This window comes from Myxococcus sp. AM010 (assembly GCF_013372585.1).
GTDB classification, from domain to species: domain Bacteria; phylum Myxococcota; class Myxococcia; order Myxococcales; family Myxococcaceae; genus Myxococcus; species Myxococcus vastator.
Window position 1 is genome coordinate 1 of the sequence record NZ_JABXEO010000044.1, and the last position, 26,123, is coordinate 26,123.

At 69.3% G+C, this 26,123-nt stretch carries 24 protein-coding genes; 13 read left to right on the forward strand and 11 right to left on the reverse strand.

Features of this window, described 5'->3' with window-relative positions:
- The first annotated feature begins 341 nt into the window (after positions 1-341).
- The 6 genes from HV826_RS20275 (at position 342) to HV826_RS20300 (ending at position 7,469) form a co-directional block, all read left to right on the forward strand.
- Entirely contained in the window at positions 342-1,079 is a 738-nt protein-coding gene (locus HV826_RS20275) for a TetR/AcrR family transcriptional regulator (protein ID WP_176418676.1), read from the forward strand.
- A gap of 9 nt (positions 1,080-1,088) precedes the next feature.
- Positions 1,089-2,084 (forward strand): 3-oxoacyl-ACP synthase III family protein, encoded by a 996-nt coding sequence (locus tag HV826_RS20280; protein ID WP_176418677.1) that lies wholly within the window; start codon positions 1,089-1,091, stop codon positions 2,082-2,084.
- Positions 2,085-2,092: 8 nt separating this feature from the next.
- Positions 2,093-3,670 carry a long-chain fatty acid--CoA ligase gene (locus tag HV826_RS20285; RefSeq protein ID WP_255217316.1) on the forward strand — a complete coding sequence of 526 codons (1,578 nt, stop codon included), beginning with the start codon at positions 2,093-2,095 and terminating at the stop codon, positions 3,668-3,670.
- 102 nt (positions 3,671-3,772) lie between these two features.
- Positions 3,773-4,408, forward strand: a complete 636-nt coding sequence (locus HV826_RS20290; protein WP_217917944.1) for a hypothetical protein — start codon at positions 3,773-3,775, stop codon at positions 4,406-4,408.
- A gap of 206 nt (positions 4,409-4,614) precedes the next feature.
- Positions 4,615-6,276 (forward strand): hypothetical protein, encoded by a 1,662-nt coding sequence (locus HV826_RS20295; protein WP_217918702.1) that lies wholly within the window; start codon positions 4,615-4,617, stop codon positions 6,274-6,276.
- Between the two features lie 2 nt (positions 6,277-6,278).
- A complete protein-coding gene (locus tag HV826_RS20300) occupies positions 6,279-7,469 on the forward strand; it encodes an alpha/beta fold hydrolase (protein WP_176418680.1) in 1,191 nt (396 codons plus the stop codon).
- 60 nt (positions 7,470-7,529) lie between these two features.
- Here HV826_RS20300 and HV826_RS20305 read toward each other — a convergent pair whose 3' ends face one another.
- Complete coding sequence (locus HV826_RS20305; protein WP_255208529.1) at positions 7,530-8,531, reverse strand: lipase family protein; 1,002 nt, start codon at positions 8,529-8,531, stop codon at positions 7,530-7,532.
- A gap of 155 nt (positions 8,532-8,686) precedes the next feature.
- On the opposite strand from HV826_RS20305, the gene HV826_RS20310 reads away from it, so the two are divergent.
- Both HV826_RS20310 and HV826_RS20315 read left to right on the forward strand, forming a co-directional pair.
- A complete protein-coding gene (locus tag HV826_RS20310) occupies positions 8,687-9,724 on the forward strand; it encodes a medium chain dehydrogenase/reductase family protein (protein ID WP_176418682.1) in 1,038 nt (345 codons plus the stop codon).
- A gap of 179 nt (positions 9,725-9,903) precedes the next feature.
- Entirely contained in the window at positions 9,904-10,989 is a 1,086-nt protein-coding gene (locus HV826_RS20315) for a hypothetical protein (RefSeq protein ID WP_176418683.1), read from the forward strand.
- 47 nt (positions 10,990-11,036) lie between these two features.
- Here the strand turns inward: HV826_RS20315 and HV826_RS20320 are convergent, their stop codons facing one another.
- Positions 11,037-12,464 (reverse strand): serine hydrolase, encoded by a 1,428-nt coding sequence (locus HV826_RS20320; protein WP_255217317.1) that lies wholly within the window; start codon positions 12,462-12,464, stop codon positions 11,037-11,039.
- 215 nt (positions 12,465-12,679) lie between these two features.
- On the opposite strand from HV826_RS20320, the gene HV826_RS20325 reads away from it, so the two are divergent.
- Positions 12,680-14,197, forward strand: a complete 1,518-nt coding sequence (locus HV826_RS20325; RefSeq protein ID WP_176418684.1) for a long-chain fatty acid--CoA ligase — start codon at positions 12,680-12,682, stop codon at positions 14,195-14,197.
- 108 nt (positions 14,198-14,305) lie between these two features.
- Here the strand turns inward: HV826_RS20325 and HV826_RS20330 are convergent, their stop codons facing one another.
- From HV826_RS20330 to HV826_RS20345, 4 genes are all read right to left on the reverse strand, one after another.
- The gene (locus tag HV826_RS20330; RefSeq protein WP_255217318.1) at positions 14,306-14,632 is read right to left on the reverse strand and encodes a hypothetical protein; all 327 of its coding nucleotides are present in this window, start codon (positions 14,630-14,632) and stop codon (positions 14,306-14,308) included.
- Positions 14,633-14,769: 137 nt separating this feature from the next.
- Positions 14,770-15,183: a hypothetical protein gene (locus HV826_RS20335; RefSeq protein WP_255217319.1), complete on the reverse strand. Its 414-nt coding sequence runs from the start codon at positions 15,181-15,183 to the stop codon at positions 14,770-14,772.
- Complete coding sequence (locus HV826_RS20340; protein WP_368670959.1) at positions 15,180-15,650, reverse strand: hypothetical protein; 471 nt, start codon at positions 15,648-15,650, stop codon at positions 15,180-15,182. The genes HV826_RS20335 and HV826_RS20340 overlap by 4 nt, the downstream gene beginning before the upstream one ends.
- 204 nt (positions 15,651-15,854) lie before the next feature.
- Complete coding sequence (locus HV826_RS20345; protein ID WP_217918704.1) at positions 15,855-17,486, reverse strand: methyl-accepting chemotaxis protein; 1,632 nt, start codon at positions 17,484-17,486, stop codon at positions 15,855-15,857.
- Positions 17,487-17,969: 483 nt separating this feature from the next.
- Here HV826_RS20345 and HV826_RS20350 point away from each other — a divergent pair, with 483 nt between their 5' ends.
- Positions 17,970-18,338: a helix-turn-helix transcriptional regulator gene (locus tag HV826_RS20350; RefSeq protein WP_176418686.1), complete on the forward strand. Its 369-nt coding sequence runs from the start codon at positions 17,970-17,972 to the stop codon at positions 18,336-18,338.
- A 19-nt stretch (positions 18,339-18,357) separates the two neighbouring features.
- Here the strand turns inward: HV826_RS20350 and HV826_RS20355 are convergent, their stop codons facing one another.
- Genes HV826_RS20355 through HV826_RS20370 form a run of 4 tightly spaced genes read right to left on the reverse strand, consistent with a single transcriptional unit; the run spans position 18,358 to position 23,299 of the window.
- The gene (locus HV826_RS20355) at positions 18,358-19,884 is read right to left on the reverse strand and encodes a response regulator (protein ID WP_176418687.1); all 1,527 of its coding nucleotides are present in this window, start codon (positions 19,882-19,884) and stop codon (positions 18,358-18,360) included.
- Entirely contained in the window at positions 19,877-21,928 is a 2,052-nt protein-coding gene (locus HV826_RS20360) for a hybrid sensor histidine kinase/response regulator (RefSeq protein WP_176418688.1), read from the reverse strand. The genes HV826_RS20355 and HV826_RS20360 overlap by 8 nt, the downstream gene beginning before the upstream one ends.
- A complete protein-coding gene (locus tag HV826_RS20365; protein ID WP_176418689.1) occupies positions 21,925-22,629 on the reverse strand; it encodes a hypothetical protein in 705 nt (234 codons plus the stop codon). The genes HV826_RS20360 and HV826_RS20365 overlap by 4 nt, the downstream gene beginning before the upstream one ends.
- Before the next feature lie 7 nt (positions 22,630-22,636).
- Positions 22,637-23,299 (reverse strand): cobalamin-dependent protein, encoded by a 663-nt coding sequence (locus tag HV826_RS20370; RefSeq protein WP_176418690.1) that lies wholly within the window; start codon positions 23,297-23,299, stop codon positions 22,637-22,639.
- A 298-nt stretch (positions 23,300-23,597) separates the two neighbouring features.
- On the opposite strand from HV826_RS20370, the gene HV826_RS20375 reads away from it, so the two are divergent.
- Genes HV826_RS20375 through HV826_RS20385 form a run of 3 tightly spaced genes read left to right on the forward strand, consistent with a single transcriptional unit; the run spans position 23,598 to position 25,479 of the window.
- Entirely contained in the window at positions 23,598-24,083 is a 486-nt protein-coding gene (locus tag HV826_RS20375) for an RNA polymerase sigma factor (protein ID WP_163781150.1), read from the forward strand.
- Complete coding sequence (locus HV826_RS20380) at positions 24,080-24,871, forward strand: ActD-like protein (RefSeq protein WP_176418691.1); 792 nt, start codon at positions 24,080-24,082, stop codon at positions 24,869-24,871. The genes HV826_RS20375 and HV826_RS20380 overlap by 4 nt, the downstream gene beginning before the upstream one ends.
- Entirely contained in the window at positions 24,871-25,479 is a 609-nt protein-coding gene (locus tag HV826_RS20385) for a peptidase (protein WP_176418692.1), read from the forward strand. Before HV826_RS20380 ends, HV826_RS20385 begins: the two co-directional genes overlap by 1 nt.
- A 21-nt stretch (positions 25,480-25,500) precedes the next feature.
- Here the strand turns inward: HV826_RS20385 and HV826_RS20390 are convergent, their stop codons facing one another.
- Positions 25,501-25,962 carry a DUF6748 domain-containing protein gene (locus HV826_RS20390; RefSeq protein WP_176418693.1) on the reverse strand — a complete coding sequence of 154 codons (462 nt, stop codon included), beginning with the start codon at positions 25,960-25,962 and terminating at the stop codon, positions 25,501-25,503.
- Positions 25,963-26,123: the final 161 nt, after the last annotated feature.

The following is a 26,123-nucleotide window of genomic DNA, read 5'->3' on the forward strand; positions in this document are numbered from 1 at the left end:
GGCTGGAAGTCGAAGCGCCGGGGCGGGGCGGCGGGCCTGGACGCGGGAGTCGCCGCCTCGCGAAGCGCCCTGCTCGTCCCTACGCTCGGAGCACGCCCGGTCGCCCTCGGCCGCACGGACCGCGCATGATGCGGCACGCCGTGCCCGCGCCGCACCCCCAGCGCGGGAGCACCATGCCGCACCGCGACTCGGGACGCGCGGAGGCGCACATTCACGCTAGGCTCTTCTGTCGTTGGCGCGACACGCGCGCTGACGCTCCGCGTCGTATGTGCGCTTTGACGCGCGGAGCCATCGACCGTGCTTTGACACCCTCTCTGTCGGGTGCTACCGCTAGGTGAAACATGAATCGGGCTTCAGCTTCTCAAGACCGCTCCGGACCCGTCACGCCGCGAGGCCAGAAGACGCGTGCGAAGCTGTTGAAGGCCGCGGAGTCGGTCTTCGGTGAGAAGGGCTACGAGCGCGCCTCCATCGCGGACATCACGCGCAAGGGTGGCGTGGCGCTCGGGACGTTCTACGTCTACTTCCCCGACAAGCAGTCCATCTTCGTCGAAGTCGTGGACGAGCTGGGCACGCGCCTGCGCCGGCTCATCGCCGAGTCCGTGGCCGACTGTGAGCACCGCGTCGACGTGGAGCGTCAGGGCCTGCGCACCTTCTTCCAGTTCGTACGGCAGCACCCCAACCTCTATCGCGTGGTGCGCCAGGCGGAGTTCGTGGATGAGGCCTGCTACCGCCGCTACTACGACCGCTTCGCTCGCGGCTACGTGAGCGGGCTCACCCGTGCCATGGAGGCGGGCGAGGTGCGGCGCATGGACCCGGAGGCGCTGGCCTACTGCCTCATGGGCATCAGTGACTTCCTCGGCATGCGCTGGGTCCTCTGGGAGGAGGACCCCGGGCTCGAGCGCGTGCTCGACACCGCGATGACGCTCATCTCCCACGGCCTGGACCCGCGCGCGTCCACGGGCCGCAACACCGTGAAGTCCTCCGCCGCTTCGAAGCCGAAGCCGAAGCCGAAATCGAAGACCCCGAAGAAGAACACCCTGCGTTCCGCCCGCCGACCGGCGCGCGGCGCCCGGAGCTGACGAACACCCATGCGATACGCCCAGATTCTCTCCACTGGCCGCTACGTCCCCGAGAAGGTCCTCACCAACGCTGACGTCGAGAAGATTCTCGGTGAGAAGGTGGATGAGTGGCTCCAGCAGAACGTGGGCATTCGCGAGCGCCACATGATGGCGGATGACCAGGCCACCTCCGACCTCTGCGTGGGCGCCGCCCGCCAGGCGCTGGAGCGCGCGGGCACGAAGCCGGAGGAGCTGGACCTCATCATCATCGCCACCGACACCCCGGACTACCTCAGCCCCGCCACCGCCTCCGTGGTGCAGGCGAAGCTGGGCGCGGTGAACGCCGGCACCTACGACCTCAACTGCGCGTGCGCGGGCTGGGTGACGGCGCTGGACGTGGGCTCCAAGACGATTACCGCGGACGACAGCTACCGGCGCATCCTCGTCGTGGGCGCCTACGGCATGTCGCGCTACATCAACTGGAAGGACAAGAAGACGGCCACCCTGTTCGCGGACGGCGCGGGCGCGGTGGTGCTGGGCGCGGGTGACACGCCCGGCTTCATGGGCGCGAAGCTGCTGGCCAACGGCGAGTACCACGACGCGCTCGGCGTCTACACCGGCGGGACGCACCGCCCGGCCACCGCCGAGTCGCTGGAGCTCACGGGCGGCAAGCCCGCGGTGCAGTTCGTCCGCAAGTTCCCCGCGACGTTCAACACCGAGCGCTGGCCCATGCTGCTGGACCAGCTCCTCAAGCGGCAGAAGCTGCAACTGGATGACGTGAAGCAGTTCGTCTTCACCCAGCTCAACCTGCGCACCATCGAAGCCACCATGAAGATCCTGGGCCAGCCGATGGAGAAGGCCCACTACACCATGGACAAGTGGGGCTACACGGGCTCGGCCTGCATCCCGATGACGCTGGATGACGCGGTGGTGCAGGGCAAGGTGAAGCGCGGCGACCTGGTGGCTCTATGTGCCAGCGGCGGCGGGCTCGCCATGGCCTCCGCCCTCTACCGCTGGACGGCCTGAGCCACGCCATGACGGAGGGCGCGCACATGTTCATCGGTGACTGGATGGGCCGTGGCGCCCTCTACTGGCCCGACAGCGTCGCGGTGGTGGACCCGTCCCGTGGGGACGCGGGCCGCTTCACCTACCGCGCGATGAACACGCGCGCCACCGCGCTGGGCGGCTGGCTGCGCGACGTGGCCGGCGTGAAGAAGGGGGACCGGGTGGGCCTCGTGGCCCACAACGGCGTGGAGTACCTGGACGCGCTGTTCGCCTGCGCGAAGCTCGGCGCCGTCTTCGTCCCCTTCAACTGGCGCTTGCATGCCGCCGAGCTGGCGGACCTGATGCGCTCCATCCGCCCCGGCGTGCTCCTCTTCGGCGACGACTTCCGCGACACCGTGGCGGACGTCCGCGAGCGCCTGGGCGGCGGCCCCCGGCTGGTGGCCCTGGAGTCGCGAGGCCTGCCGGGCGCGGACGCCTACTCGGCGGCGCTGGCCCACGTGCCGGGCGCGCCGGTGACGCAGGACGCGGTGTCCGAGGAGGACATCCTCTGTCTCATCTTCACCGGCGGGACGACGGGGCGCTCGAAGGGCGCGCGCGTCAGCTACCGCATGGTGGCGTGGAACACGCTCAACACGCTGGTCCACGAGGTGCGGCCCGGCGACGTCACGGTGACGCACACGCCCATGTTCCACACGGGCGGGCTGCTCGTGTACACGCTGCCGCTGCTCACCGTGGGCGGCACCGTCGTCCTCATGCGCCGGTGGGAGCCGGAGGCGCTGCTGGACCTCATCCCCCAGGAGCAGGTGACGCTCTTCTTCGCGGTGCCCACGCAGTACCAGCAGTTGTTGGAGTCGCCGCGCTTCAAGACGACGGACTTCTCCTCCGTGCGCTTCATGACCAGCGGCGGCGCGGCGCTGCCGGTGCCGCTCATCCAGGCGTGGCAGGCGGTGCACCCGGTGCCCTTCAAGCAGGGCTTCGGGATGACGGAGTTCGGCCCGGGCCTCTTCAGCATGGGGCCGGAGTACGCGGTGTCGAAGGCGGGCTCCATTGGCCGGCCCAACTACTTCATCGCCGCGAAGCTGGTGGATGACGACGGCCGGGAGGTCCCCACGGGCGAGGTGGGCGAGCTGCTCCTCAAGGGGCCCTCCATGTGCTCCGGCTACTTCGAGGACGAGGCCGCCACGCGCGAGGCCATTGACCCGGAAGGGTGGCTGCACACCGGCGACCTGGCGCGCATGGACGCGGACGGCTTCTTCACCATCGCCGGGCGCAAGAAGGACATGTTCATCTCCGGCGGAGAGAACATCTACCCGCTGGAGCTGGAGTCCGTGCTGTACGAGCACCCCGCCGTCGCCCAGTGCGCCGTGGTGGGCGTGCCCGACGAGAAGTGGGGCGAGGTCGGCCGCGCCTTCGTGGTGTTGAAGCCGGACGGGAAGGTTTCGTCGGAGGCGCTGTTGGAGCACCTGCGGGGACGCGTGGCGCGCTTCAAGGTGCCCAAGCGCGTGGAGTTGCTGGAGCGCCTGCCCATCTCCGCGGCCGGAAAGATTCTCAAGCGCGAGCTCCGCGACGCGGCCGTGGCCGCGGACCGGGACCGCTCGCGTCATTGAGCGTGAAGGCACCTTGAAGGACGGGCCACGCCAACGGTGGCTCGCTGCCTGTTGACTGTCGCGTCAGCCCGGCGATGCCCGCCGGAGGAAGAGGAGCAACCCATGAAGAAGATGCTGCTGTCCGCGGTGATGACGTCTGCGCTGTCCCTGGTGGGCTGTGGTGAGAGCGACCCAATCGACAACGGCCCCGACAACACCCCCAACCTGAGCACGTCGCAGGGCATCCTGACGTTCCTGGAAGGAAAGACGCTGACGATGACCGGGGACGACATCCCGACCCATCCGAACGGCTTCAGCGAGGACGTCAACTTCGGCGCCAGCTCGCAGTGCTACCAAAGCGTCACCATGTCGGTGCAGGGCGGCAACTTCCGGGTGGACAGCATCCCGGGCACCATCGAGGGCGCGCCGCAGGCGGGCCAGACCGGCACCTGCAACCCGGAGCTGCCGCAGAACGCGCTGTCCTTCACCTCCACCGTCGTGAGCATCGAGAACGTGTCGGCGGACGGCGAGTGCTTCGACGTCGTGTTCTCCTTCCCGGGCTTCCGGCAGGTGGGCCGCGGCTCGTTCTCCGCGGACCAGCGGCGGCTGGACCTGGAGCTCTTCTTCGAGGGCGGCGCCACGGGCGCCAACTGCGCGGCGGGCGCGGTGGGCTCGGCCACGGTGAACCAGGTCATCGCGGGCGAGAGCCGTCCATTCGAGGGCAGCGCGGTGCAGAGCTACGTCATCAGCGGCAGCTAGTGTGAAACCCGCCGGGAGGGAGGCGTGCTCCTCCTCCCTTCCGTGTGGGGCCCGCGCCCGGCGGTCGCCGTGTGGCGCGGGCGCAGGGGTGGAGCACGGCCTCGCGAGGCGGGCGGTCCGCGGGCCACGGAGCGAGTCGAGCACGCAGACGTTCGCAGTCCGGCCGGAAGGCTGGGAGCGCCCCCGCGCACGGGGCCGAGGTGTTTATGGCACGGTGGTGGTTGTCCGAGGCACGCAGGGCGGCGCGGCGGTCCGCGGGAGCCCTGGCGTTGGCGCTGGCGGGGGTGTCGCTCCCGGCGGCGGCGCAGAGCACGCCGGTCCCCGGCCTCTACTTCGGTGAGTGGAACGACGAGGCGAACCGCGACGAGGACGCGAAGCCGCGCGAGTTCAGCCTCATCAACTACTTCTTCACGCGCGTGTCGGTGCAGAACCAGGTGGGCGACCCGGCTGGCCTCCGCGGCGTGGCGCTGGGCCCCATCGGCCTGCCCGCGGGGAGCGCGGTGCGCGCCGAGCCCGGCCTGTCCGCGTACTTCATCGAGCAGCGGTGGATTCCGGTGCTGGAGTACAGCCCCCACTTCGTGGACGGGCTGGCCTCCTTCCGGGCCCAGTTCGAAATCGACTACATGTGGGGCCGCTCCGCCAACGCGCTCCAGCAGAACGAGGGCGGCGGCTTCAACGCCGACCAGGTCAACATCCAGACGAAGAACGTCAACGTCGCGCTGTACCCCACGCGCAACCCGCGGCAGTTGACGCTGCTGGTGGGCACGCAGCCGGCCTACGACAACGTCTACGACCCCACGCGCACGCCGCTGTCGGACATCACCCGCACCGGCTACAAGATGAGCTTCCTGGGCAGCGACGCCACGGGCCTCTCCCTCTTCAGCGGCTACAAGGGCCTGGCCAAGCTGAGCCTGCTGCCGCTGGGCACCGCGCAGGCAGACAAGGCCACGCGCAACGACCCGCGCCTGAAGTACATCTGGCTCATCACCGGTGACTACGTGTACCCGGTGCGGCCCAACACCAACGTGGGCCTGTCGCTGTGGTTCCTCAATGACCAGACGAAGGGGGACGCCTACGCCTTCGAGGGCCTGGTGAAGAGCGGCCCGTCCTCCACGGGCCTCAACACCTTCACGGGCACGGCGCGCTTCGACATCGCGCGGCCCACGGGCAACGTCTTCTGGGCGGGCGCCAACTTCAACCACAACATCGACTTCCGCACGGGCCGGTTCGGCGCGTCCGGCTTCGTCATGTACAACGGCGGCAAGTACGTCAGCGACGACCCGGAGCGCTCCGCCCTGGACGAGCTCACCATCTCCGGCCTCTCCGCCAACCTGGAGCTGATGTACCAGTGGGGCCGCGGGTCCGCGGACATGCTCACGCTGGAGGGCATGTATACCACCGGTGACAGCGACCTCTCCGACAGCCGCTACACCGGCGCCTTCACGCTCAACCAGTACGGCCTGCCGGGCGCGGTGTGGTTCAACCACAAGATGCTCATCCTGTTCCCGTTCACCAGCACGGTGAACAACTACACGGGCGCGGTGACGGACATCTCCAACCAGGGCTACGGCATGCGCGCGGCCATCGCCACCGCGGCGTGGGACATGGTGCCCAACAAGCTGAACCTCAAGCTGGGCGTGGGCACCGCCACCTCCGACGCGACGCCCGCGCGGTGGACGCCCGAGGTCGAGCGCGGCCGGTACATTGGCACCGAGGTCAACGCGGAGCTGCGCTACCACATCCGCTACCTCATGACGGCCGGACTGCACGCGGGCTACCTGTTCCGGGGCAGCTTCTACGAGGGCTCGCCCACCATCCGGACCAACCCCTTCTCCGTCTTCACCACCTTCACCTGGTACGCGTTCTGACCATGAGCACCTCCCGCGCATTCACGGCCCTGCTCCTCGCGGCGGGGCTCTCCTCCGGCGGTTGCGTGCGCTCGTTCGCGCAGCAGCCCGCGCTCTCCTTCCAGGACCTGGACTACACCTCCGAGGGCTCGAAGCAGCCCTGGCCGGTGAAGCGGCTGGCGCTGCCGCGCACCGCGAACCAGTACGGCATGGCCGTGGTGCCAGAAATGGCCTACGTCGACATGCCCGGCAGCGGCCCGGACGCGAAGGCCGTCGTCTTCATCCACGGCCTGGGTTCGTACCTGAAGTTCTGGCGGGCGCAGCTGGACGCCTTCCAGCAGCAGGGCTACCGCGTCATCGCGGTGGACCTGCCCGGCTACGGCAAGTCCGACAAGCCCGGCAGCTTCCCGTACACCATGGAGGCCATGGCGGACGCGGTGCTGGAGTTGGTGGACACCCTGGGCCTGGACAAGCCCGTGCTCGCCGGCCACTCCATGGGCGGGCAGACGTCGCTCTCCTTCGCCATCCGCTACCCGGCGTCGCTCAGTGGGCTGGTGCTGGCGTCGCCCGCCGGCTTCGAGAAGTTCAGTTGGCGGGAGAAGGAGTGGTTCGCGCGCGTGATGAGCTCCGAGTTCATCAAGACCGCGCCGGAGGCCAGCATCTGGGGCAGCGTGCGCCAGGCCAACTTCATGCACTGGCGGCCAGAGCTGGAGTGGCTGATTGAGGAGCGCGTGCGGCTGGCGAAGTCGCCCGAGTTCGACGCCTACGCCTACGCCAACGTGCGCACGGTGCGGGGCCTGTCCAACAACGACTTCGTGCGCGGAAACCTGCACCGCGTCACCGTGCCCACCGTCATCATCTACGGCACGGATGACCGGCTCATCCCCAGCCCCTTCCTCCACGGCGGCGAGGCGCGCGGCGTCATGGAGTACGGCGCGTCTCACATCCCCGGCGCGAAGCTGGTGGCGCTGGAGGGGTGCGGGCACACGGTGCAGCTCGACTGCGCGGAGCGCTTCAACGAGGCGGCCTTCGCCTTCGTCCGCGACGTGGCGGCGGAGCGCATCGAGGCGCCGTCCGCGCCCGCGGAGGAGGAGGCGCCGCGGCCGGAGGCTCCGCCCGCGCCGGCATCCGAGCCGCTCACGCCGGACAGTCTGCCTCCGCCCACGCCGGGCCAGGAAGGCGAGCCGACGCCGGGCGTGCTGCCCCAGCCGTAGCGCGCTGCCCGGTGCACCTCCACCCCGGATGCGCGGGTGGAGGCGCCCGCGTGGAGCCGGTTACGGGATGGTGTGGTTGACCACCATCCCGTATTGGACCTCCGCCGTCAGGTCCTTCGAGTTGAAGTGGCCGTAGGGGTAGCCGGTGTAGCGCTTCTCACCCGTCTGCCCGGGGATGCGCGACGTGTACTCGCCGTAGACGATGCCGTCGTAGCCGATGATTTCGTCCGCCGTGGAGTAGAGGGCGTAGCGGTAGGCGCCCTCGTAGCCGCTCCTGGAGCGCAGGTCATTGAGGTACGCCGAGCGGCCGGTGACGCTGCCCCAGTAGAGGTAGCCCGGGTACAGGCCGTTGGTGGCGCCGCAGGTGGGCGTCGACGGGCCGGACATGTAACAAGACGTCAGGCCCAGGTTGGCGCCGGCGATGCCGACGAAGGTGTCCACCGAGGACGTGAGCGATGCGCCCACGTTGTAGCTGCCGCCGTCCGCCGCGTCGTGGGCCGTGCCACCGAGGATGGCCTTGCGCGCCAGGGTCACGCCCATGGAGTGGGTGATGATGTCCACCTTCGAGGCGCCGGTGTACGCCTTCACCGCTTCGATGAACTTGCGCACCTTCATCACGTTCTGCTTGGAGTGGTACTGGTTCGCGGACTGGAGCGCGTTGGCCGGGCCCCACGTCGTCGCGTACAGCTCGCTCGTCTTGTAGCCCCGTGAGTGGAAGTACTCGATGGAGTTCGTCCAGCCCGTCTGGCCGAAGACGCCCGAGCCCACCGCCTTGTCCGAGTTGCCGTGGATGAAGATAACGGGCTGCCTCGTCACGGTGTCGGAGGCGCTGGCCTTGCCGCCGTAGCTGCCGCCCTTGAGGTCCGCGCGGACGAAGTCGTAGCTGTTGTAGCCGTTGGACGACAGCCAGTTGCGGAAGTGCGTGGTGGCGCCGGAGGTGGAGACCGCCGCGGCCTCCACCTCGCCCAGCGCCTCCTCGTGGGCCGCGAAGTCCTCGCCGCAGCCGGTGGTGATGCCAAGCAGCAGCGTGCTCGCGAGATACAGCGAAGGCCTCAGACGCATGGGCATGCTCCTATGTTTGTTTTTGGAGAGCGCGTCCGGAACAGGAACTGTCCTCGAGCGCGATACACAGTCTAGAGACATCTCCCGCGAGCGTCTTCCGTCGAGTGGACGTGCATGGACGTTGTCGCGCTGCGTCGCGTGGTACTCAACGGGGTATGCGCGCACGCAAGGTCGTCATCCGCAAGGCAGGTGGGTACGGGCAGCTCCACCTTGAAGAGGTGAATCAGGTTTCACCTGGAATCGGGGAGGTCCGGGTGGCCACCGAGGCCATTGGGGTGAACTATGCGGACTGCGTCATTCGCATGGGGCTGTACGCCTCCGCGAAGGAGTACGTGGGGTGGCCCATCACCCCGGGCTTCGAGTTCGCCGGCCGGGTGGAGGCCGTGGGCGAAGGGGTGGAGGACCTGGCTCCCGGCGCGCGGGTGTTCGGTGTGACGCGCTTTGGTGGGTACGCCACCCACGTCACCGTGCCCCGTCACCAGGTGTTCACCTTACCCGCGCGGCTGAGCATGGAGCAGGCCGCGGGGTTCCCCACGGTGTTCCTCACCGCGTACTACGCGCTCTTCGAGTTGGCGCACCCGCGCCCGGGCGCCCATGTGTTGGTGCACTCGGCGGCGGGCGGGGTGAGTGGGGCGTTGCTGCAGTTGGGCCGCATCGCCGGGTGCCGGATGGTGGGCGTGGTGGGTGGGACGCACAAGGTGGAGACGGCGCTCGCGCAGGGGGCGGCGGTCGTCATCGACAAGAGCCGGGAGGCCTTGTGGGCCGCGGCGGAGCGGGCGGCGCCGCGAGGGTATGACGTGGTGCTGGATGCGAACGGGCCGTCCACGCTGCGCGACAGCTACAAGCACCTGGCGTCGCCGGGGAAGCTCGTCATCTACGGCTTCCACTCCATGCTGCCGCGCACGGGAGGCCGGCCGAACTACGCGAAGCTGGCCTGGGACTGGTTGAGGACGCCGCGGTTTGATCCGCTGACGCTCACCAATGACAACACCAGCGTGCTGGCGTTCAACCTGTCGTACCTGTTCGAGCAGCGCGCCGTGCTGGAGGAGTCCATGGCGCGGCTCCTGGGCTGGCTGGAGGAGGGGAAGCTGGTGCCGCCACCGGTGAAGTCGTATCCGTTGGACGCGGTGGCGGACGCGCACCGGGCCCTGGAGTCCGGCGGCACGGTGGGAAAGCTGGTGCTGGTGCCGTGAGGGCGTGCTTCAGAGGGGGGCTGCGCACCCACGTGAGGGGCGCGGCGGACGTGGCCCGGTCGCGCTGGTGCGGCCTGCGCTGTGCCGGAGCGCGGCGAAAGGCGCCGACGTCGCCACAAGAAGTCGCTATCTCTTCGCGAGCTTTCGGTAGGCGGTGATGCCCATGGTATTCGTCCCACTTGTTGGAAGTCCTCTTCACGTACGAGATGCTCGTGCCCCTGCGGCTGGACGACTTGACGGTAGACACGTTGTCCGACACTCCACTCGGTGACGTCGTTGAGTTGCTCGTGGCGCGTGAACCCGACCTCTTCCGTGCCCGTCTCGCGGGAGCCGACATGGCGGAGTTCGCCGAGATTCCAGACGACATCGCACAGGTGTACGGATGGCGCGCGCCGGACGAACTTTCGACATGGAGGTCCATTGAACTTGCACTCGACCTCGATGATGACGCGGAAGGCTTCTGGCGCTCGGGTGATTTCTCCCTGGGGCTTGATCTCTACCCGGACGCATTGATTCCGTCTGGCGCGGACGTGGAGGGCGGAGACTTTCTCCCTCCCGGCGCAGAGGTACTCTTTGCCGGACTCTTTCGCCTCTGCGACCACGGCTCGGGCGATAGGACGCTCGTGAGTTTGCTGCCGGACCCGCTTGGGCTGCTTCGCGTTCATTCCTACTCGCATGACACCGGCCGACTCGGACGGCCACGCAGCCTCAAGGGGTTCATCCTCAACACCTGGCTGTCGGAGCTCGAGCCTGAGGAGGGGCGCCGGAGCCCGGGCCAGGTTGGCATCACCCGGTTCAAGCAACTACTGCGTGTCGCCGATGCCTTTGATGACCGTCTGGAGTCTGCCCGGAGCGGCCACCCATCCGCGCACTTTCTCGATAGCGCCAAGCTCCATGACCGATCGCGGTGGCTCCTCAATGTCCTTTGGGGAACTCCAAGCGTAGCCCTCTCCGAGGAGCTTGCTCAGGCGCCTGGATTGAAGGATTGGGAGGATGAAAAGCACCTGTATCCGGAACAGCCAATGCTGCTCCACTACTGGATGGTGGCGCATTACTTCCTCGGCAACGACTCCGCTTGCGAGGAAGCGCTGAAACTGGGGGCGCTGTCCTCAGTGGAGCCCACGCGGTGGATCGCCGACTTGGTCAGGCGCCTCCGCGAGCAGCCGGAGACGGCACGCCTCGAACGCACGGGGCCCCGAAAATTGGCGGAGCTTCGCCAGCAGGTGCGTGCCGCCGCGCGTCCTGGCCAGCTCGCGCATCGCTGATGGTTCCTACCTGTCGTCCTGCTTCCTGCCTCTCAATTGCGGTTCAGTTATTTGCTGGCGGGGCGGGGCGCTTGTTGGCGCGCGGCGTCCTTCGGGGGCGGAGGCCGGGCTCGCTGGCGCTCCCGCATCATCGCGTCGATGCGGCGGCCCAGGGCTGGGATGCGCTGCGTGTAGCTGATGGACGTGCTGACGTAAGGGAAGCCGTCTTCGCCCTTCGCGAAGTCAGCCGCGTCAGCCACCTTCGCGTCGTAGTAGCGGTAGCCCAGGTTGGACAGGAACACGACGATGTATCGGCGCCAGGGTTTGCCGGGCAGGGAGCGGATGATGCCGCCGTCGCTGCCGTAGTTCTCCGTCAGCCCTGTCTTGTGGAGGAAGGTGACCTCCGCCGTCGCGTTGCAGGGGCGCGTGTCCCGGCCGAAGGCGGTCTCCGCCGCTGTCACCGTGCCGTCCTCGGGGTGCACCCAGCGCGTTGGGACCGCCGCGGGGATGCCTGGCTCCACGCGGGCGTCTCCGCACAGCAGCGTGGAGGACAGCGCTTCATGCAGGGCCTGGTCGGCGAGCAGGGATTGGAGGTGGGCCCTGGACGCGCCAGAGAGCGCCTTCGCCGTCACCTCGCGGCCGGAGGCGGTGCGCCAGAGGACGCCGGGGCCTCCTTCGATGAGCAGCAACAGCCGCGCGGTATCCAGCGCCGTCATGTGAATCTGGCCGGGGTTCCAGCTCCGGCCCGTCACCGGGGACGTGCCGTGGATTTGCAGTGTGTCCAGGCCCAGCGCCGCCAGCTCCGCGTTGAGGCCCGCCATCGCGCCTTGCGCGTGGAGCAGCTTCACCAGGGCCTCGGTGGCGGTGTTGTCCGATTCAGTCACCATCGGCTCCAGCCAGTCACGTATCAGGCGCGTACCCTTGTCCTCGGTGTCCCGGAGGAAGCGCCAGGGCTGGTCCAGCGTGAGGTGACCCTGGTCCACCCACCGGAGGACGCGAAAGGCGATGAGCAACTTGAAGAGCGAGGCGGGGTACGGCGCCATGAAGCGGAGCGGCGCTTTGTCTCGTCCGGGGACCAGGGCTTCCGTGGGGGTGGTGTCCTGGGCGCCGCTGTCCCAGCGGTCCAGATTCCACGCCGAGTAGCGCACCGCCGTGGTGCCCAGCGTTGCGACGTCGATGGGGACGATGACGCCAGTCGGGTAGTCGCGAGACAGCAGCACGTTGGCGGCGGCAGTGGGACGGCTCCGGGCGTCCAGTTCAATGACGGCGACGTCGACGTAGGGCACATGGGCGATGCGCGCACCGGCGCGCTTGAAGTCGAGCACCTGGTCGAAGCCCGTGTCCCGCACGGCCGCGAGGAGTGACTGTTCCAGGGTGGCGGAGGACTTCGCGCGGCGGGTGCGCTCGGCGCGCGGCAGCCGTGTGGAGGCGGCTCCTGCTTCCGCGCACAACAGGAAGGCCATTGCGATGAGCAGCTTCCGCCAGAAGGGACTCATAAGTGGCCGCGCGGCTTCTTTTGGACGGAGGCAGGCGTCAATGGAAGCGACAAGGTCGATGCGTCTTTTCCCTGGCTCCTTGGCCTTGCATCATGCGTGAACCCAGCGAGTTTGAGGGGAGTTTGAGTCTACCCTGCACAGTGGAGGGTAGACTCAAACTCCATTCAAACCTCCAACCGGAGCGCCGCGGGGCCTCCTCAGCTAGCGTGGAGACCATGCCCATCGTCCATGACTGGCTGGCCCGGCGTGCCTCCTTGGCCCCTGAGCGTACCGCCCTCATTGACGCCGACCATGGCGAGCGGCGCATCTCCTTTCGGGAATGGAACGATGCGGCTTCGCGTACCGCCGCCTTCCTCCACCATGGGCTGGGCGTGGGACGAGGGGACCGGGTCGCCGTGCTCGCCTACAACTGCGTCGAGTTCCTCGACCTCTTCTTCGCGTGCGCGAAGCTGGGCGCCGTCCTTCAGCCGCTCAACTGGCGGCTGAGCGCCGCGGAGTTGGGTGGGCTGCTCGCCGATGCAGAGCCTTCCGTGTTCGTCTCCGGGCCGGAGTTCCGCGCCCAGGTGGACGCCGTGCGGCCTGGCGCGTCCTTCGTGCGTCACTGGCTCAGCCTCGCGGCTCCAGGGCCGGGCGAGCGCGCCTTCTCCGAGCGCGACACGCAGCGGGACGCGCCTCTTCCTCCGCTGGAGCTGGAGGCGGATGCCCCGTGGGTGCTCTGCTACACAGGTGGAAGCACCGGGCTGCCGAAGGCCGCGGTGCTCACGCACCGCTCCATCACCGCCAACGCGGTGAACACGGTGATGGGCTGGGGACTGACCGCCGATGATGTGGCCATCCTCAATGCGCCGCTGTTCCATGCGGGCGGCCTCAGCGTCTTCACCGCGCCGCTGGCCTACGTCGGCGGCGCATCGGTGGTGTGCCGGAGCTTCGACGTGGAGGGCGTGTTCGACCTCGTGCAGCGGGGCGTGGTGAGCCTCTTCTTCGGCGTTCCCACCATGTTCATCGAGATGCAGCGCCACCCGCGCTTCGATGCCGTGGACCTCTCACGCCTCAAGCTGGTCATCAGCGGCGGCGCGCCCTGCCCGGAGCCTGTCTTCGAGCGCTTCTTCGCTCGGGGCGTGGACTTCAAGACGGGGTATGGCCTCACCGAGGCGGGCCCCAACAACTTCTGGCTTCCGCCGGAAGACGTGCGCCGCAAGCCGGGCGCGGTGGGGGTGCCCCTGTTCCACGTCGAGGCCCGCATCGACGGTGAGACGCAGCCGGGCGACGTGGGCGAGCTGCTCTTGCGAGGCCCTCACCTGTGCGCAGGCTACTGGCGTCGGCCCGAGGACACCGCCCGCACCTTCGCGGACGGCTGGCTGCACACTGGCGACCTGGCCACGCGGGACGCGGAGGGCTGCTTCCGCATCGTGGGTCGCAGCAAGGACCTCATCATCTCCGGCGGTGAGAACATCTACCCATCGGAGGTGGAGAGCGTCCTCGCGGGGCACCCCGACGTGGCCGAGGTCGCCGTCATCGGCGTGGCGGACCCGAAGTGGGGGGAGACGCCGCGCGCGCTCGTCGTCGCCCGGCCGGGCACCGCGCCTTCGGCGGAGGTCCTGCTGCGCTTCTGCGACGGACGGCTCGCGCGCTACAAGACGCCCAGGTCGGTTCGCTTCGTGGACGCCCTTCCGAGGACCTCCGCCGGCAAGGTGGACCGGCGCGCGCTCGGCGCCGCCCACGGCGCGCCCTGAGTTGCCCACAAGTCTTCCCCAAGGCCGTGCTACTGGCGGCTGCGCATCCGTTCGTGCCGGGCCGCCCGCAGTAGTGGCGACCCTACCGCCGACGGAAGAGGCCGTCAGTCAGGGCCTGGGTCGAGTCTGGACGCCCACCGCCAGGATGCGCATGGCCCGGACGTCCACGGCGTAGGTCGTGATCTCCCGAAGCGGCTTGCCGGAGATGGCTTCCACGGAGAGCGCGAGTGAAGGCGGGCAAGCGGTGTCGTTCTGCTGGAACTCAACCAAGACCTCGCCCTCCGGCCCCGGTGCGGAAGTCACGTCGTAGGACTGAGGCAGGTAGAGGCAGGCCTCGTCGGGGCGAACACCCGGGGGGATGGCTGCACCGCGTGGCCTGAAGTCATCCATGGCGAGCTGAATGGCCGCGGCGGTGTTCCCTTCCAGGTGGAGCATCCCTTCCGATGGGAGCTCGAGTGGGAAGGTGAACCCCGCTGCTTCTTCGGGTGTCGCTCGGGGAAGGATCGGCGCGGTCGTGGCGCAGCCCATCGACAGGGCTCCGAGCACGAGGAGCGAAAGTGGCCCAGAGCGCGTCATGGCTGCTGCACCGCCAGGATGCGCCACGCGCGAGTGTCCACCGCATAGATGGCGCCCATGTCGGTGACGGGGCCTTCTTGCATGCAGGCACCTGAGCTGACGGAGAAACGAACGAGGAGGATGCCTTCTGGCATGGGGGAGGTCCTCACGTCATAGGACTGCCGCTGGTTCAAACAGACCTCCGCGGGGGAGGCGTTGCCCGGAAGGCGAACGTGCCTGGGACGGAAATCATCCATCGCCAACTGGATGGCGGCCGCCGTGGCCGAAGGAAGCGCGTGTCGGCCGTCAGCAGGAAGCGCGTCCGGGAACTTGAACCACGCGGCTTCTTCCGGTGCGGCGCGTGGGAGCGTCGCGGAGCGGGGGACACATCCGGACAGCAACATGCAGAGTGCAAGGAGCTTGGACTTCATTCCGTCACCGTGGTGATGCGGCCGGTGGCCTTGTCTTCGGGAAGGATGCGTCCAACGAGCCTCCATTGCTGAGCCTCCCGGACGTATAGTTCGCTAGGCCGGGCCTCATTCGCATGGGGGACGAGCTTATGGACGATGCACCGGGCATCAAACTGGATGCGGATGAAGTACCGCTGGGTGTTCGCCCTGCGGTCCTCTTCCGACATGGGGGACGGTGACCAGGGGTGGCTGTGATAGTCGGCGATGACTGATGCCCGGCCGCGTGTGTCCTGGACGCTCATGGGCGCGTAGCAGGTCTTTCGCCTGCTGGGGCCCACCGGGCGTTTCGTACCCAGTGGGGACGGGAAGCTCGCGTGGTAGATGCCATCGCCCAGGGTATAGAGCGCCCCGCAGTAATCCTGGCCATAGTCGCCGTCCGTCGCGCCCGGTAGCCGCATGATGGCGGGGCAGAGTTGGTCGATGACCACGTCTATGTCATCGGAAGGGGAAATGGCCTCCCAGGGCCCTCGGCCCCAGACACGCCGGCTGGTAGCGTTCGCGAAGCCATAGTGCTCGGCTTCACGGGGCATCCAGGGGTGCCAGCGCACGCGGCGAACCAGAGGGTGGCGAAGAGCAAGCACCGTTCGTGGCGCATTCCTTAAAGGATAGCGACCAAGCGTACCGCGCACCATTCACCCCCGCGCCGTGAAGCGCCCGGCCAGCTCCTTCAGCTTGGAGGCCCGCGCCCGCAGATCCTCCACGGAGCGGGCAATCTGCTGCACGCCGGCCACCGACTCCGTCGAGCGCACCGAGAGCGCCTGGATGCTCCCGGCGATGCGCTCCCCTGACTCGGACTGGCGCGTGTTCTCGTCCGCCATCCGCTCCACCTTGCCGCCAATCTCATTCACGCCGGCGAGCAGCCGCGACAGCGCGTCTCCCGCCGCCGAGGACAGGCCCAGTCCTTCGTGCACCGCCGTGGTGCCCTGGCGCATCAGGTCCGCCGCCGCCCGCGTGTCCGCCTCGCTCCGGCCCAGCAGCGTCTGCACCTGCCCCGCCGCATCCCGCGTCCGGTGCGCCAGCTTGCGCACCTCGCCGGCCACCACCGCGAAGCCCTTGCCGTGCTGGCCCGCGCGCGCCGCTTCAATCGCGGTGTTCACCGCCAGCAACTGCGTCTCCTCCGCCACCTGCTGGATGAGCCGCAACATCTCCGCCGTCACCCGGCCGGAGGTCTGCAACCGCTCCACCGTCCGCGCCGCCTCCTCCACCACCTCCACGATTTGCGCCATCTTCCGCCGCGCCTGGCCCACCGCCGCGCCACCCTCGCGCGCCACCTGTCCATTGTCCGCCGCCGTCTTCGCCGCCGTGCGCGCCGCCTCCGCTCCCTGGGAGACGCGCGCGCTCATGTCCTGCACCGTCCGCGCCGCGTGCTGGAGCGAGTCCGACTGCTCCCGCGTCGTCGCCGACAACGTCTCCGCGGAGGTTCGGATGCGCTCCGCGTCCGCCGCCGTGGCGCCCGCTGCATCCACCAGCGCCGCCACCACCTCGCGCAGCCCCGCCACCATGGTGTTGAAGGCCGCCGCCAGCTGGCCCACCTCATCCGAGGAGCGCACCTCCACCCGGGTCTCCAAATCCCCGCGCGCCACCCGGTGCGCCGCCTGCGCCAGCTCACGCACCGGCCGCACCACCCGGCGCGACAGGTAGGCGCCGGCCAGCAGCGCGAGCACCAGCGCGCCGCTCACCGCCAGGAGGATGCGCTGGCGCACCGCCGCCACCTCGCGCTCGAGGTCCTCCACGTACACGCCCGTGCCCAGCACCCAGCCCCAGGGCGCGAAGAGCTTCACGTAGCTCTCCTTCGGAATGGCCTCCGGCGAGCCCGGCCGCGTGGCTTCGTAGGACACCGCGCCTTCGCCCTGCGCTCGCGCCAGCGTGACGATGTCCACGAACACCGGCTTGCCGCGCACGTCGCGGTAGCCCTTCAAGTCCCTGCCCAGCATGTCCGGCAGGTGCGGATGCATCACGAGCCGCGTGTCCAGGTCGTTGACCCAGAAGTACTCCACCCGCGAGTAGCGCAGCTGCTCCAGCAGCGCCGCCGCCTGCGCCTGCGCCTCCTGCCGCGTCAGCGCGCCCGACCGCTCCCGGGCCTCATGGACCTCCAGCACGCCGTAGGCCGTCTCCACCGCCTGCCGCAGTCCCAGGATGCGGTCCTCGCGAAGCTGCTCCCGCAGCTGCGGCAGGACGAACCCCAGGATGACGACGAGCAGCGGCAGCGCCACCACGCCCATCGCCACGCACAGCTTCACCAGCAGATTCCGGCCGACCGCCATCGGCCCCCAGCGTACCCGCCGGCTCGCCACCGCGCTCGTTCACCTGAGTCTGGAAACACCCCCGGTATCAGCCCACCAAGGATTCGCACACCCGGTGGGGTCTCCCGTTCTTCATCAAGTCCTGTATTTCCGGATAGATATGAGGCGTGGCGACCCGCTTATGCGCACGCTGAAAACATGAACCAACCCTAGAGGGCGGGACAGCGTGCAGGACTCGACGGAACCGTAGGAAAGTCGCCGCACAACGCAGCAGGTTCTCCCGCCAGCCCGGAGACCGCGTGGGTTCGGGAGGCTCGCGGAGGCCCCTCACCCGACGTTCTCCGTCGAGAAAAGGCCCCCGCCGCGCGTCGTGGATGGACTCCGCGAGTCCACCTCGTGCACAGCAACCCTATGGGTGGACAATTGGAGGCTGACCCGGCAAGTTCTGTCTGTCTGCCCCCATACGTCCTATGCCAGCGGCCAAACGTTTCGGGTCGGTAAGGCATGGACAAGAAACTCGCAACCACCATCGGAGCTGCTGCGCGCGTTGCTCGCACCCGCCTGGAGCTCACCCAGGCGGACGTGGCCGAGCGTATCGATGTGGCCACCGAGGTCTACGGGCGCCTGGAACGCGGCGGAATGCTTCCCAGCGTGCAGACGCTGCTGAAGCTGTGCCACGAACTGCACGTCTCCGCGGATGAGCTCCTGGGGCTCTCGGCGAACGCCGTCAACGGTGTCGCGCGCCCTGGCGAGGCGTCCACCGCTCCACAGGAGCGCCCCGAGGTGCGGCGCCTGCTGCGCACCGTGCGTCCGCTGGAGCCCGCGAAGGTGAAGCTGCTGGGACTGGTGGCCAACGCGTTGAACCGCCGCTGACCCCTGTCGCTTCAATCCCTCACAGCTCGGAGAGGATTCTGTCCAGCTCGTCAGGCTTCACGGGCTTGATGAGATGCCGGTCGAACCCGGCGCGCAGCGCCTGGTCCCGCCCCTCCGGGTCGCCGTAGCCCGTCATGGCCACCAGCCGGATGCCGTTGCCCACCTGGGCGCGCAGCGTCTGCGCCACCCGGTAGCCGTCCAACCCTGGCAGGCCGATGTCCACCAGCGCCAGCTCGGGTGGCTGCGACACCGCGAGCGCCACGCCCTGGAGGCCGTCCGGCGCCACCGTCACCTGGTGGCCCCACAGCTCCAGCAGGTCGCGCATGGCCTGACGCGCGTCCGGGTTGTCCTCCACCACCAGGACGCGCCGGGCGCGGCGGAGGTCCACCGCGTTGCGCGCGGGCGCGGGCGCGCCCAGCGTGGGGTCCAGCGGCAGCTTCACCACGAACTCGCTGCCGTGGCCGGGGCCGTCGCTGCGCGCCGTCACCTCGCCGCCGTGGAGCTGGACCAGCTTGCGCACCAGCGTCAGGCCAATGCCCAGGCCACCGCGGGTGCGCTCCAGCGAGGTGTCCGCCTGCGCGAACAGCTCGAAGATGTGCGGCAGGACCTCCGGCGGGATGCCGATGCCAGAGTCCTGCACCCGCACCACCGCCTGGGCCGAGCCGTCCACGCCTTCCTGTTCCACGTGCAGGCGGACGCGGCCCGCGTCGGTGTACTTGAGGGCATTGTCGAGCAGGTTGGTGAAGATCTGCTCCAGCCGCGTGGCATCCGCCCGCAGCCAGAGCGGGCCGGAGGGCAGGGTGACGTCCAGGCCCAGCCCGCGCGACTCCGCCAGGGGCTGCATGACCTGGAGCACCTGCCGCAGCACGGGCACCAGGTCCACGCGGCCTGGGCGCAGCTCCACCTTGTCGCGGGTGATGCGGCTGACGTCGAGCAGGTCATCCACCAGCCGCGCCAGGTGGGTCGCCTGGCGTTGGATGATGCCGCGCATGCGCGCGTCCTTGTCATCGCCGGCGGGCCTGCGCTCCAGGATGCCAATGGCCGTCATGATGGCGGCCAGCGGGTTGCGCAGCTCGTGCCCCAGCATGGCCAGGAACTCGTCCTTGCGGCGGTCCATCTCCGCCAGCTCGTTGGCGCGGTGGCGCGCCACCTGCTCCGCGTGGCGCAGGCGGAGCAGCGACTTCACCGTGGCGACGAGCTCCGCGCCCTCGAAGGGCTGCGTGAGGTAGGCGTCCGCGCCGCCCTCCAGGCCGCGCACCTTCTTGTCGGAGGTGACGAAGGTGGCGGAGGTGTGCAGCACCGCCATGGAGGCGGTGTGCGGGTCGGCGCGCAGCCGCTCGCAGACCTCGTAGCCGCTGATGTCCGGCAGCTTCACGTCGAGGATGACGACGTCCGGGCGGTGTTGCTGCGCCAGCAGCAGCGCGGCCATGCCGGTGGCCGCCTCCAGCACGTTGTAGCCCGCCAGCGACAGCAGGCGGTTGACGAGGTAGCGATTGGCGTCGTCGTCGTTGACGTTGAGGACGGTGGCCTGGCGGGGCTCAACCACGGCGGCTTGCCTCCTGCAGCAGCGCCTGGGAGCCCAGGCCCGCCTTGGACAGCGCGTCCCGGATGCGGGTGATGGCCGCCTCGCGACTCAGCGTGTGCTTGGACAGGATGGCGGCCGTCTCCTTCGCCAGCCGCGTGCGCTCGTCCTCCTTCAGCTCGTGCGAGGTGTGGAGGATGACGGGGACCTCCCGCGTGCGCGGGTCCGCCTTCAGCTCGTCCAGCACGTCGAAGGCGGTGATGTCCGGCAGCACGAAGTCCAGGAAGATGAGGTGCGGAGACTTGTCCCGCGCCAGCTGGACGCCTTCCTTGCCGCCAGCGGCCTCCAGCAGGACGTAGGGCATGTCCTTGAGGAGCTGCTTGAGCAGGTAGCGGTGCACGTCATCGTCGTCGATGATGAGGATGCGCTCCACCGGCCCGGTGCGGGCCATGGCCTGCAGCTTGCGCAGCAGCTGCGCCTCGTCCACCGGCTTGAGCCAGAACTCGTCGGCGCCCAGCGCGCGGGCCTTCTGCTCGCGGTCCGTCACCGTCACCACGAGGATGGGGATGTCGCGGGTGGCCTCGTTGTTCTTCATGTCCGCCAGGAAGCTCCAGCTCGTCTCGCCCTCCAGCATGACGTCCAGCACCATGGCGGCGGGGCGCACGCGCTCCAGCACGCGCCGCGCCTCCTCCGTGCTGCGCACCGGCAGCACCTGGAAGCCGGAGCGCGCCAGGTACTTCTCGTAGAGGAAGAGCGTCTGCCGGTCATCCTCCAGCACCAGCACCGGGGCCCGGCTGGGGTCCAGGTGCTCGCTGCGCGCCGTCAGGCCGGTCATCTCCGTGACCTCCATGTGGACGCGCGGCAGGGTGATGGTGAAGGTGGCGCCCTGACCCAGCGCGCTCTTCAGGGTGAGCGTGCCGCCCAAAAGCTCCGTCAGCCTGCGTGCCAGCGGCAGGCCCAGGCCGGTGCCCTTCGCCTTGCGTTGCAGGTGGCTCTCCACTTGCGAGAACTCCTCGAAGATGCGCTCGTGGTGCTCCGGCGCGATGCCGATGCCCGTGTCCTGCACGGTGAACACCACCGTGTCCCGGGGGCCAGGCGCGGCGGAGACGGTGACGTGGCCGGACTCGGTGAACTTCAGCGCGTTGGACACCAGGTTTCGCAGCACCTGGCTCAGCCGGGACTCGTCCGTCTCCAGCTCCAGCGGAGCGTCCGGCTCCACCAGGCGCAGCTCCACCGGCGCGTCTGGCGGCAGGAGCGGCTTCATCATGCCGCGCAGCGCGCTGAGCACGTCGTGCACCACGAAGCGGCTGTGGCGCAGCGCCGCCTTGCCGGCCTCCATCTTGGAGAGGTCCAGGAGGTCATTCACCAGCTCGAAAAGGGCCTCCGCGGAGTTGCGGATGAACTGGACCTGCTTCTCCTGCTCGTCGCTCAGGGGGCCATTGATGGGGTTGAGCAGCACCTTCGACAGGCCGAGGATGGAGTGCAGCGGGGTGCGGAACTCGTGGCTGACGTTGGTCACCACGCGGCTCTTGATTTCCGCGGCCAGCTGGAGGCTTTCAGCCTTCTCATCCAGCGCGGCGTGGAGGCTGCGCACGCCGCGGTTGGACTCCTCCAGCTCGCCGTTGAGGCGGGCCAGCTCGTCCGCGCGGCGCTTGAGCTCGCGCTGCTGGCGCTCCGTCTCCCGGTGGAGCGTGGACACCTCGCTCAGGGTGGTGCTCACCCGCTCTAGCGCGCTGCCGTAGTCCTCCGGCACCAGGCTGCCCACCAGCAGCACGCCCCCGTCATGGGGCCGGGCGCGGAAGGCGAAGGTGGAGGGCGTCTGGTCGCGGCAGAGGATGAGCTCCCAGCCCTCCACCTTCTCGTCGCGCGCCTGGACCAGCAGCCGGTCCACCTTCTCCTCGGTGCCCTGGGCCGCCAGGGCGCGCAGGGACTTCCCGGGCTCGGCGGCCAGGACGTTCCGGGCGCGGGCGTCCACCCAGGTGAGGGTGCCTCCCGTGTCACAGGCCAGGGCGACCTCGCGGCTGAGGTCGTCGAAGAACAGTGGCTCGGTGGGGGCGAGTTGCCTCATGAACGGGTCTCCTCCCAGGACACTCCCGCCTCGGCGAGGAGCATTCGTGCTTCGGGGTGACGTGAGCCCAGCACGGACTTCAACATGCCCAGCACGCTGGGAAATGCCAGGAGGCCAAAACCGCGCCGGGGCCAGAAGCCGGCGTACCAGCGCACATGGTCGCCCAGCAGGTCGGACTTCCCGGCGGCGAGCGCGTCAGCCACGTAGGACAGCTGCAACTGGAGCTCTTCCTCCAGGCGGGGCCGGTCCTCGGGGATGATGTAGAGCGTGAGGCGCGCCGCGGCGGCGCGGGCGAGCTCGGGCGCCTCCTCTTCCAGCGGCTGGGCCGGACCTTCCAGGTAGCGGAGGGCCTGTCGCGCGGCGCTCACGTAGTCGTGGGGGGCGCTGCCAGGGCCCCACCCTGCCGTGGCCAGCGCGGCGGCCAGCCCGGCGAAGTGCTGGTCCAGGTGGCGCGAGCACATGCCACGCGACACCAGCAGGGTGCGCAGCCAGCGGGCGTAGCCCTCCAGGACGGAGACGCGGTGCTCGTCCAGGGCCTGCACCAGGTAGCGGACGTGGAAGCGCGCGTCCTCGTCACCGAAGCGCCGCGCGCGCTCCAGGCCGTAGCGGGCGGCCCAGAAGGGGTCCAGATAGAGGGCCTCCTGAGAGGCGGTGGCCAGCCGGTCCGCCTGTGCTTCCACGCTCTTGCTCACGCTCTCCATGGTGCCTTCAGACTCCCAGGACCCGGCAGGCGGACGCGACGAACTCCCGCGCGTCCTTGCCGAAGAAGTTCACGCCCAGCTCTTCCTCCAGGCCGCGTGCCCAGTTGAAGGCCAGGCCGCCCACGGCGATGGGGACATCGGGGAGTGTCTTGCGCACGTGCGCCACGGCTTCGCGGAGCGCGGGCAGGTGGTACGTCATCGTCACGGAGAGGGCGACCAGGTCCGGGCGAAGCTCGGCCGCCATTCGGGCCAGGTGCTCCGGTGGAACGTTGGCGCCCAGGAAGCGCACGTCGAAGCCGGCCATCTCCATGAAGTCGCTGGCCATGCGCGCGCCCATTTCATGCAGCTCGCCCCGGACGCAGGAGACGAGGACGACCTTGCCGTTGAACGGGTCCCTGGGCAGGTGCCGGTACAGGTGCGCGAGCGCGAGCTGCGAGACGGCGGTCGCCAGGTGCTCCTGCGCCACGGAGATGCGGTTCTCCTGCCACAGCCGGCCGATTTCATATTGGGCGGGCTGGATGACCTCCAGGTGCAGCGTCTGGAGGGGGATGCCTCGGAGCAGTCCCTCGTCCACGAGCAGCCGCAACGCCTCACGCCGGTTCCCGGCGAGCTGCGCTGAGAGATACGCGTTCAGCAGGCCGGTCAGGGCGGAGTCGTTGGAGGTGAGCACGGGCGCGGTGGAGGGCAGGTCGAGGGGGCAAGTATCGGGGTTGTGTTTCTCAGTTACAGCGAACCCGCCTCGATTTCATCGCCAACCTGACACTGCTCGGCCCTTCTTGCTCGCGCTCGTGTGCCTGCTTGCTTGTAGCTTTTACCGAATCGAAGGGGCGGCATTGTACCTGGGTACATGGACACTGCGCTGATTCCAGGGAAGCCCCCGGGAAACACGGGACTGAAAAGTCCGGGTGACAGTTCACCGAGGCCGCGGTGTTTCCCTGTCCGCGGCAACCGAGGGAGGCGAGCGAGCGGTGTCAATCGATGTGGAGGCCTACTACCGGCGCTATGGCCCCCAGGTGCTCCGGCGCTGCCGCTTCCTCTTGCGTGACGAGGAGAAGGCCGTGGACGCCATGCACGACGTGTTCGTGCAGTTGCTTCGCTACCAGGGCGCGCTGAAGGACGCGGCGCCGTCGAGCCTGCTGCACCGCATTGCCACCACGGTGTGCCTCAACAGGCTGCGCGGCGCGAAGCGGCGCCCGGAGGACCGGGAGGACGAGCTGGTGCTGCAGATTGCCTCCGCCGAGGACCCCGAGTCCCGCGCCGCCGCGCGCGGCCTGTTGGACAGGCTCTTCGGCCGGGTGCCCGCGTCCAGTCAGGACATCGCCGTGCTGCACCTGGTGGATGGGATGACGCTGGAGGAGACGGCCCGCGAAGTGGGGCTGTCCGTGTCCGGCGTGCGCAAGCGCCTGCGGGCGCTGTCGGCAGTGCTGCAGGAGCTGGAGCTGGAGGCCGCATGACATCCGCCCACCACCGCACCCCAGATTGGTTGCTGGAACGAATCGCCCTGGGCGAGCTGCCGCCCGCGGAGCTGGAAGCCGCTCGCGCCCGGTTGGCCTCGGAGCCGGAGGGCCTGTCCCGGCTCGCCGCGCTGGAGGCCGACACGCGCGCCACGCTGGAGACGCTGCCGCCCGCCCGGGTGGCCCGCGAAGTGGAGGCGCGCGTGGCCCGGCGGGACACGCCCCGCCCGGCCTTCCGCCTGTCGCCCGCGTGGGGCCTGGTGCCGGCGCTCGCCGCGGTGGCGCTGGTCATGGTGGCCCTGCCTTCCTCCGAAACAGGGCAGGGCACGGCCCCGGGGGACACCCGGGAGGTGACGCGCATCAAGGGGCTGGCGCCGCAACTGGTCATCCACCGGCAGTCCACCGCCCGCCCGGAGCGGCTCGCCGACGGGGCCGCCGCCGCCGCGGGGGACGTGGTGCAGGTGGCGTACATCGCCTCGGGCCGCTCGCATGGCGTCATCGTCTCCCTGGATGGCCACGGCGCCGTCACCCTCCATGCGCCGGAGGAGGGCCCCCAGGCCATGGCCCTGGTTCCGTCGGGAACACAGGTGCTGCCGCGCGCCTACGAGCTGGATGACGCCCCGGGCTTCGAGCGCTTCTTCTTCGTTTCGTCCGACGCGCCCTTCGACGTCGAGGTGGTGCTGGCCGCCGCGGAGGCGTTGTCTGGAAATCCCGACGCTTCCTCGGCACCGCTGTCCTTGCCCGGGAACTTGACGCAGGCCTCCCTCACGCTGGAAAAGCAGGAGTGATGAAATCCTTTGCGCTCCTCGCATTCGGGCTGTGGGCGGGGACAGCCGCCGCCAATTCCCGGTACGCCCCCCGCCTTTCACTGATGGGCGAGCGGGGCGCCTTCGCCCAACAGGTGGGCGAGGACGTCCCCGAGCCGGCCTCACGGGGGCTGCGCCGGGGGTCCACGCACATGGAGTTCTGGGTGAGCGACATCCAGGTCTCCAACATGGGCGTGAAGCTGGGCGGCGGCGCTGTCTACTTCACGCTGATGGCGGGCCTGGAGCCGGGCCGCGACGCGCGCTTCAGCTTCGCGGCGGGCGTGGGCGGGCACATGACGCTGTCCCAGCGGCTCTGGGTGGACCTGGACGTGACGGGCGGCGCCGTCCAGCCGGTGCGCAACCCGCTGGAGGGTGACGGTGGCAACGTGCTGGGGCAGGCCCGGTTGATGCTGGGCTTCCAGTTCCTGTCGCGTCTGGCCGTGTTCGCCGGGCCCACGTACAACGCGTGGTTCTCCTGGGGCGAGTCGGACTTCGACGCCATCACCCGGTTCTCCTTCCGGGAGAACCATCCGGAGCCGGATCAACGCCTCCAGCACTGGCCCGGCATCCAGGTGGGCCTCCACATCTGAGGCCCGCCCGGAAGGGTGGTTTCAGTTTTCGACCTTGCTGGCGCGCAGGACCGTGGCAGCGCCCGCCGGGCCCGCGTTGGGCCGCGTCTCCAGGGTGCCCTGGACCTTGAGCCCCGTGCCGTCCAGCGTCTTGCGGATCAACGCCTCCGTCTGCGCGTCCGAGCCCTTCGTCACCGCTGACAGCTCCAGCTCGTGCACGGGGATGGGCTCCGCGTCCGGCGTGTCCACCGGGAAGGCGTTGTAGGTGGGGCAGGGCGGGGCGAAGCAGCGCACGCCGCTGTCCTTGACGATGTAGACAGTGCTCTCACCCTGCTTGGGCGGGGAGTCATCGCGGGTCGGTGAGTTCATGGGGGGCGTTCCGTTCTCGCTGGAGGGGGGGGCCTTCTCGCTCGCCGCTGGCGAGGACGTCGCGGCGGGCGGCTTGTTACATCCGGAGACGAAGCCAAGGACAAGGGCGGCGAGCACCAGCGAGCGGCTGTTCATGACGGGCTCCAGAGGAGGAAAGGGGCGCCAGTGTGCTCCGGCTCGCCGCCAGGAGCCAGTCTGTCTCGCGAATTGATGACTGGCGGTCAGTTGCAGGCGGACATGGATGCTCCAGCGTCGCTCCGGGTTCGTTGACGGACTGGAGTGCAGGGGCTACATCC

Coding starts and splice junctions, on each gene's coding strand:
- HV826_RS20285 (WP_255217316.1), top strand. CDS start 2,093: ATGACGGAGGGCGCGCACATGTTCATCGGTGACTGGATGGGCCGTGGC.
- HV826_RS20280 (WP_176418677.1), top strand. CDS start 1,089: ATGCGATACGCCCAGATTCTCTCCACTGGCCGCTACGTCCCCGAGAAG.
- HV826_RS20290 (WP_217917944.1), top strand. CDS start 3,773: ATGAAGAAGATGCTGCTGTCCGCGGTGATGACGTCTGCGCTGTCCCTG.
- HV826_RS20325 (WP_176418684.1), top strand. CDS start 12,680: ATGCCCATCGTCCATGACTGGCTGGCCCGGCGTGCCTCCTTGGCCCCT.
- HV826_RS20345 (WP_217918704.1), bottom strand. CDS start 17,486: ATGGCGGTCGGCCGGAATCTGCTGGTGAAGCTGTGCGTGGCGATGGGC.
- HV826_RS20335 (WP_255217319.1), bottom strand. CDS start 15,183: ATGAAGTCCAAGCTCCTTGCACTCTGCATGTTGCTGTCCGGATGTGTC.
- HV826_RS20380 (WP_176418691.1), top strand. CDS start 24,080: ATGACATCCGCCCACCACCGCACCCCAGATTGGTTGCTGGAACGAATC.
- HV826_RS20385 (WP_176418692.1), top strand. CDS start 24,871: ATGAAATCCTTTGCGCTCCTCGCATTCGGGCTGTGGGCGGGGACAGCC.
- HV826_RS20330 (WP_255217318.1), bottom strand. CDS start 14,632: ATGCTCCACCTGGAAGGGAACACCGCCGCGGCCATTCAGCTCGCCATG.
- HV826_RS20275 (WP_176418676.1), top strand. CDS start 342: ATGAATCGGGCTTCAGCTTCTCAAGACCGCTCCGGACCCGTCACGCCG.
- HV826_RS20390 (WP_176418693.1), bottom strand. CDS start 25,962: ATGAACAGCCGCTCGCTGGTGCTCGCCGCCCTTGTCCTTGGCTTCGTC.
- HV826_RS20295 (WP_217918702.1), top strand. CDS start 4,615: ATGGCACGGTGGTGGTTGTCCGAGGCACGCAGGGCGGCGCGGCGGTCC.
- HV826_RS20310 (WP_176418682.1), top strand. CDS start 8,687: ATGCGCGCACGCAAGGTCGTCATCCGCAAGGCAGGTGGGTACGGGCAG.
- HV826_RS20300 (WP_176418680.1), top strand. CDS start 6,279: ATGAGCACCTCCCGCGCATTCACGGCCCTGCTCCTCGCGGCGGGGCTC.
- HV826_RS20305 (WP_255208529.1), bottom strand. CDS start 8,531: ATGCGTCTGAGGCCTTCGCTGTATCTCGCGAGCACGCTGCTGCTTGGC.
- HV826_RS20320 (WP_255217317.1), bottom strand. CDS start 12,464: ATGAGTCCCTTCTGGCGGAAGCTGCTCATCGCAATGGCCTTCCTGTTG.
- HV826_RS20360 (WP_176418688.1), bottom strand. CDS start 21,928: ATGAGGCAACTCGCCCCCACCGAGCCACTGTTCTTCGACGACCTCAGC.
- HV826_RS20350 (WP_176418686.1), top strand. CDS start 17,970: ATGGACAAGAAACTCGCAACCACCATCGGAGCTGCTGCGCGCGTTGCT.
- HV826_RS20365 (WP_176418689.1), bottom strand. CDS start 22,629: ATGGAGAGCGTGAGCAAGAGCGTGGAAGCACAGGCGGACCGGCTGGCC.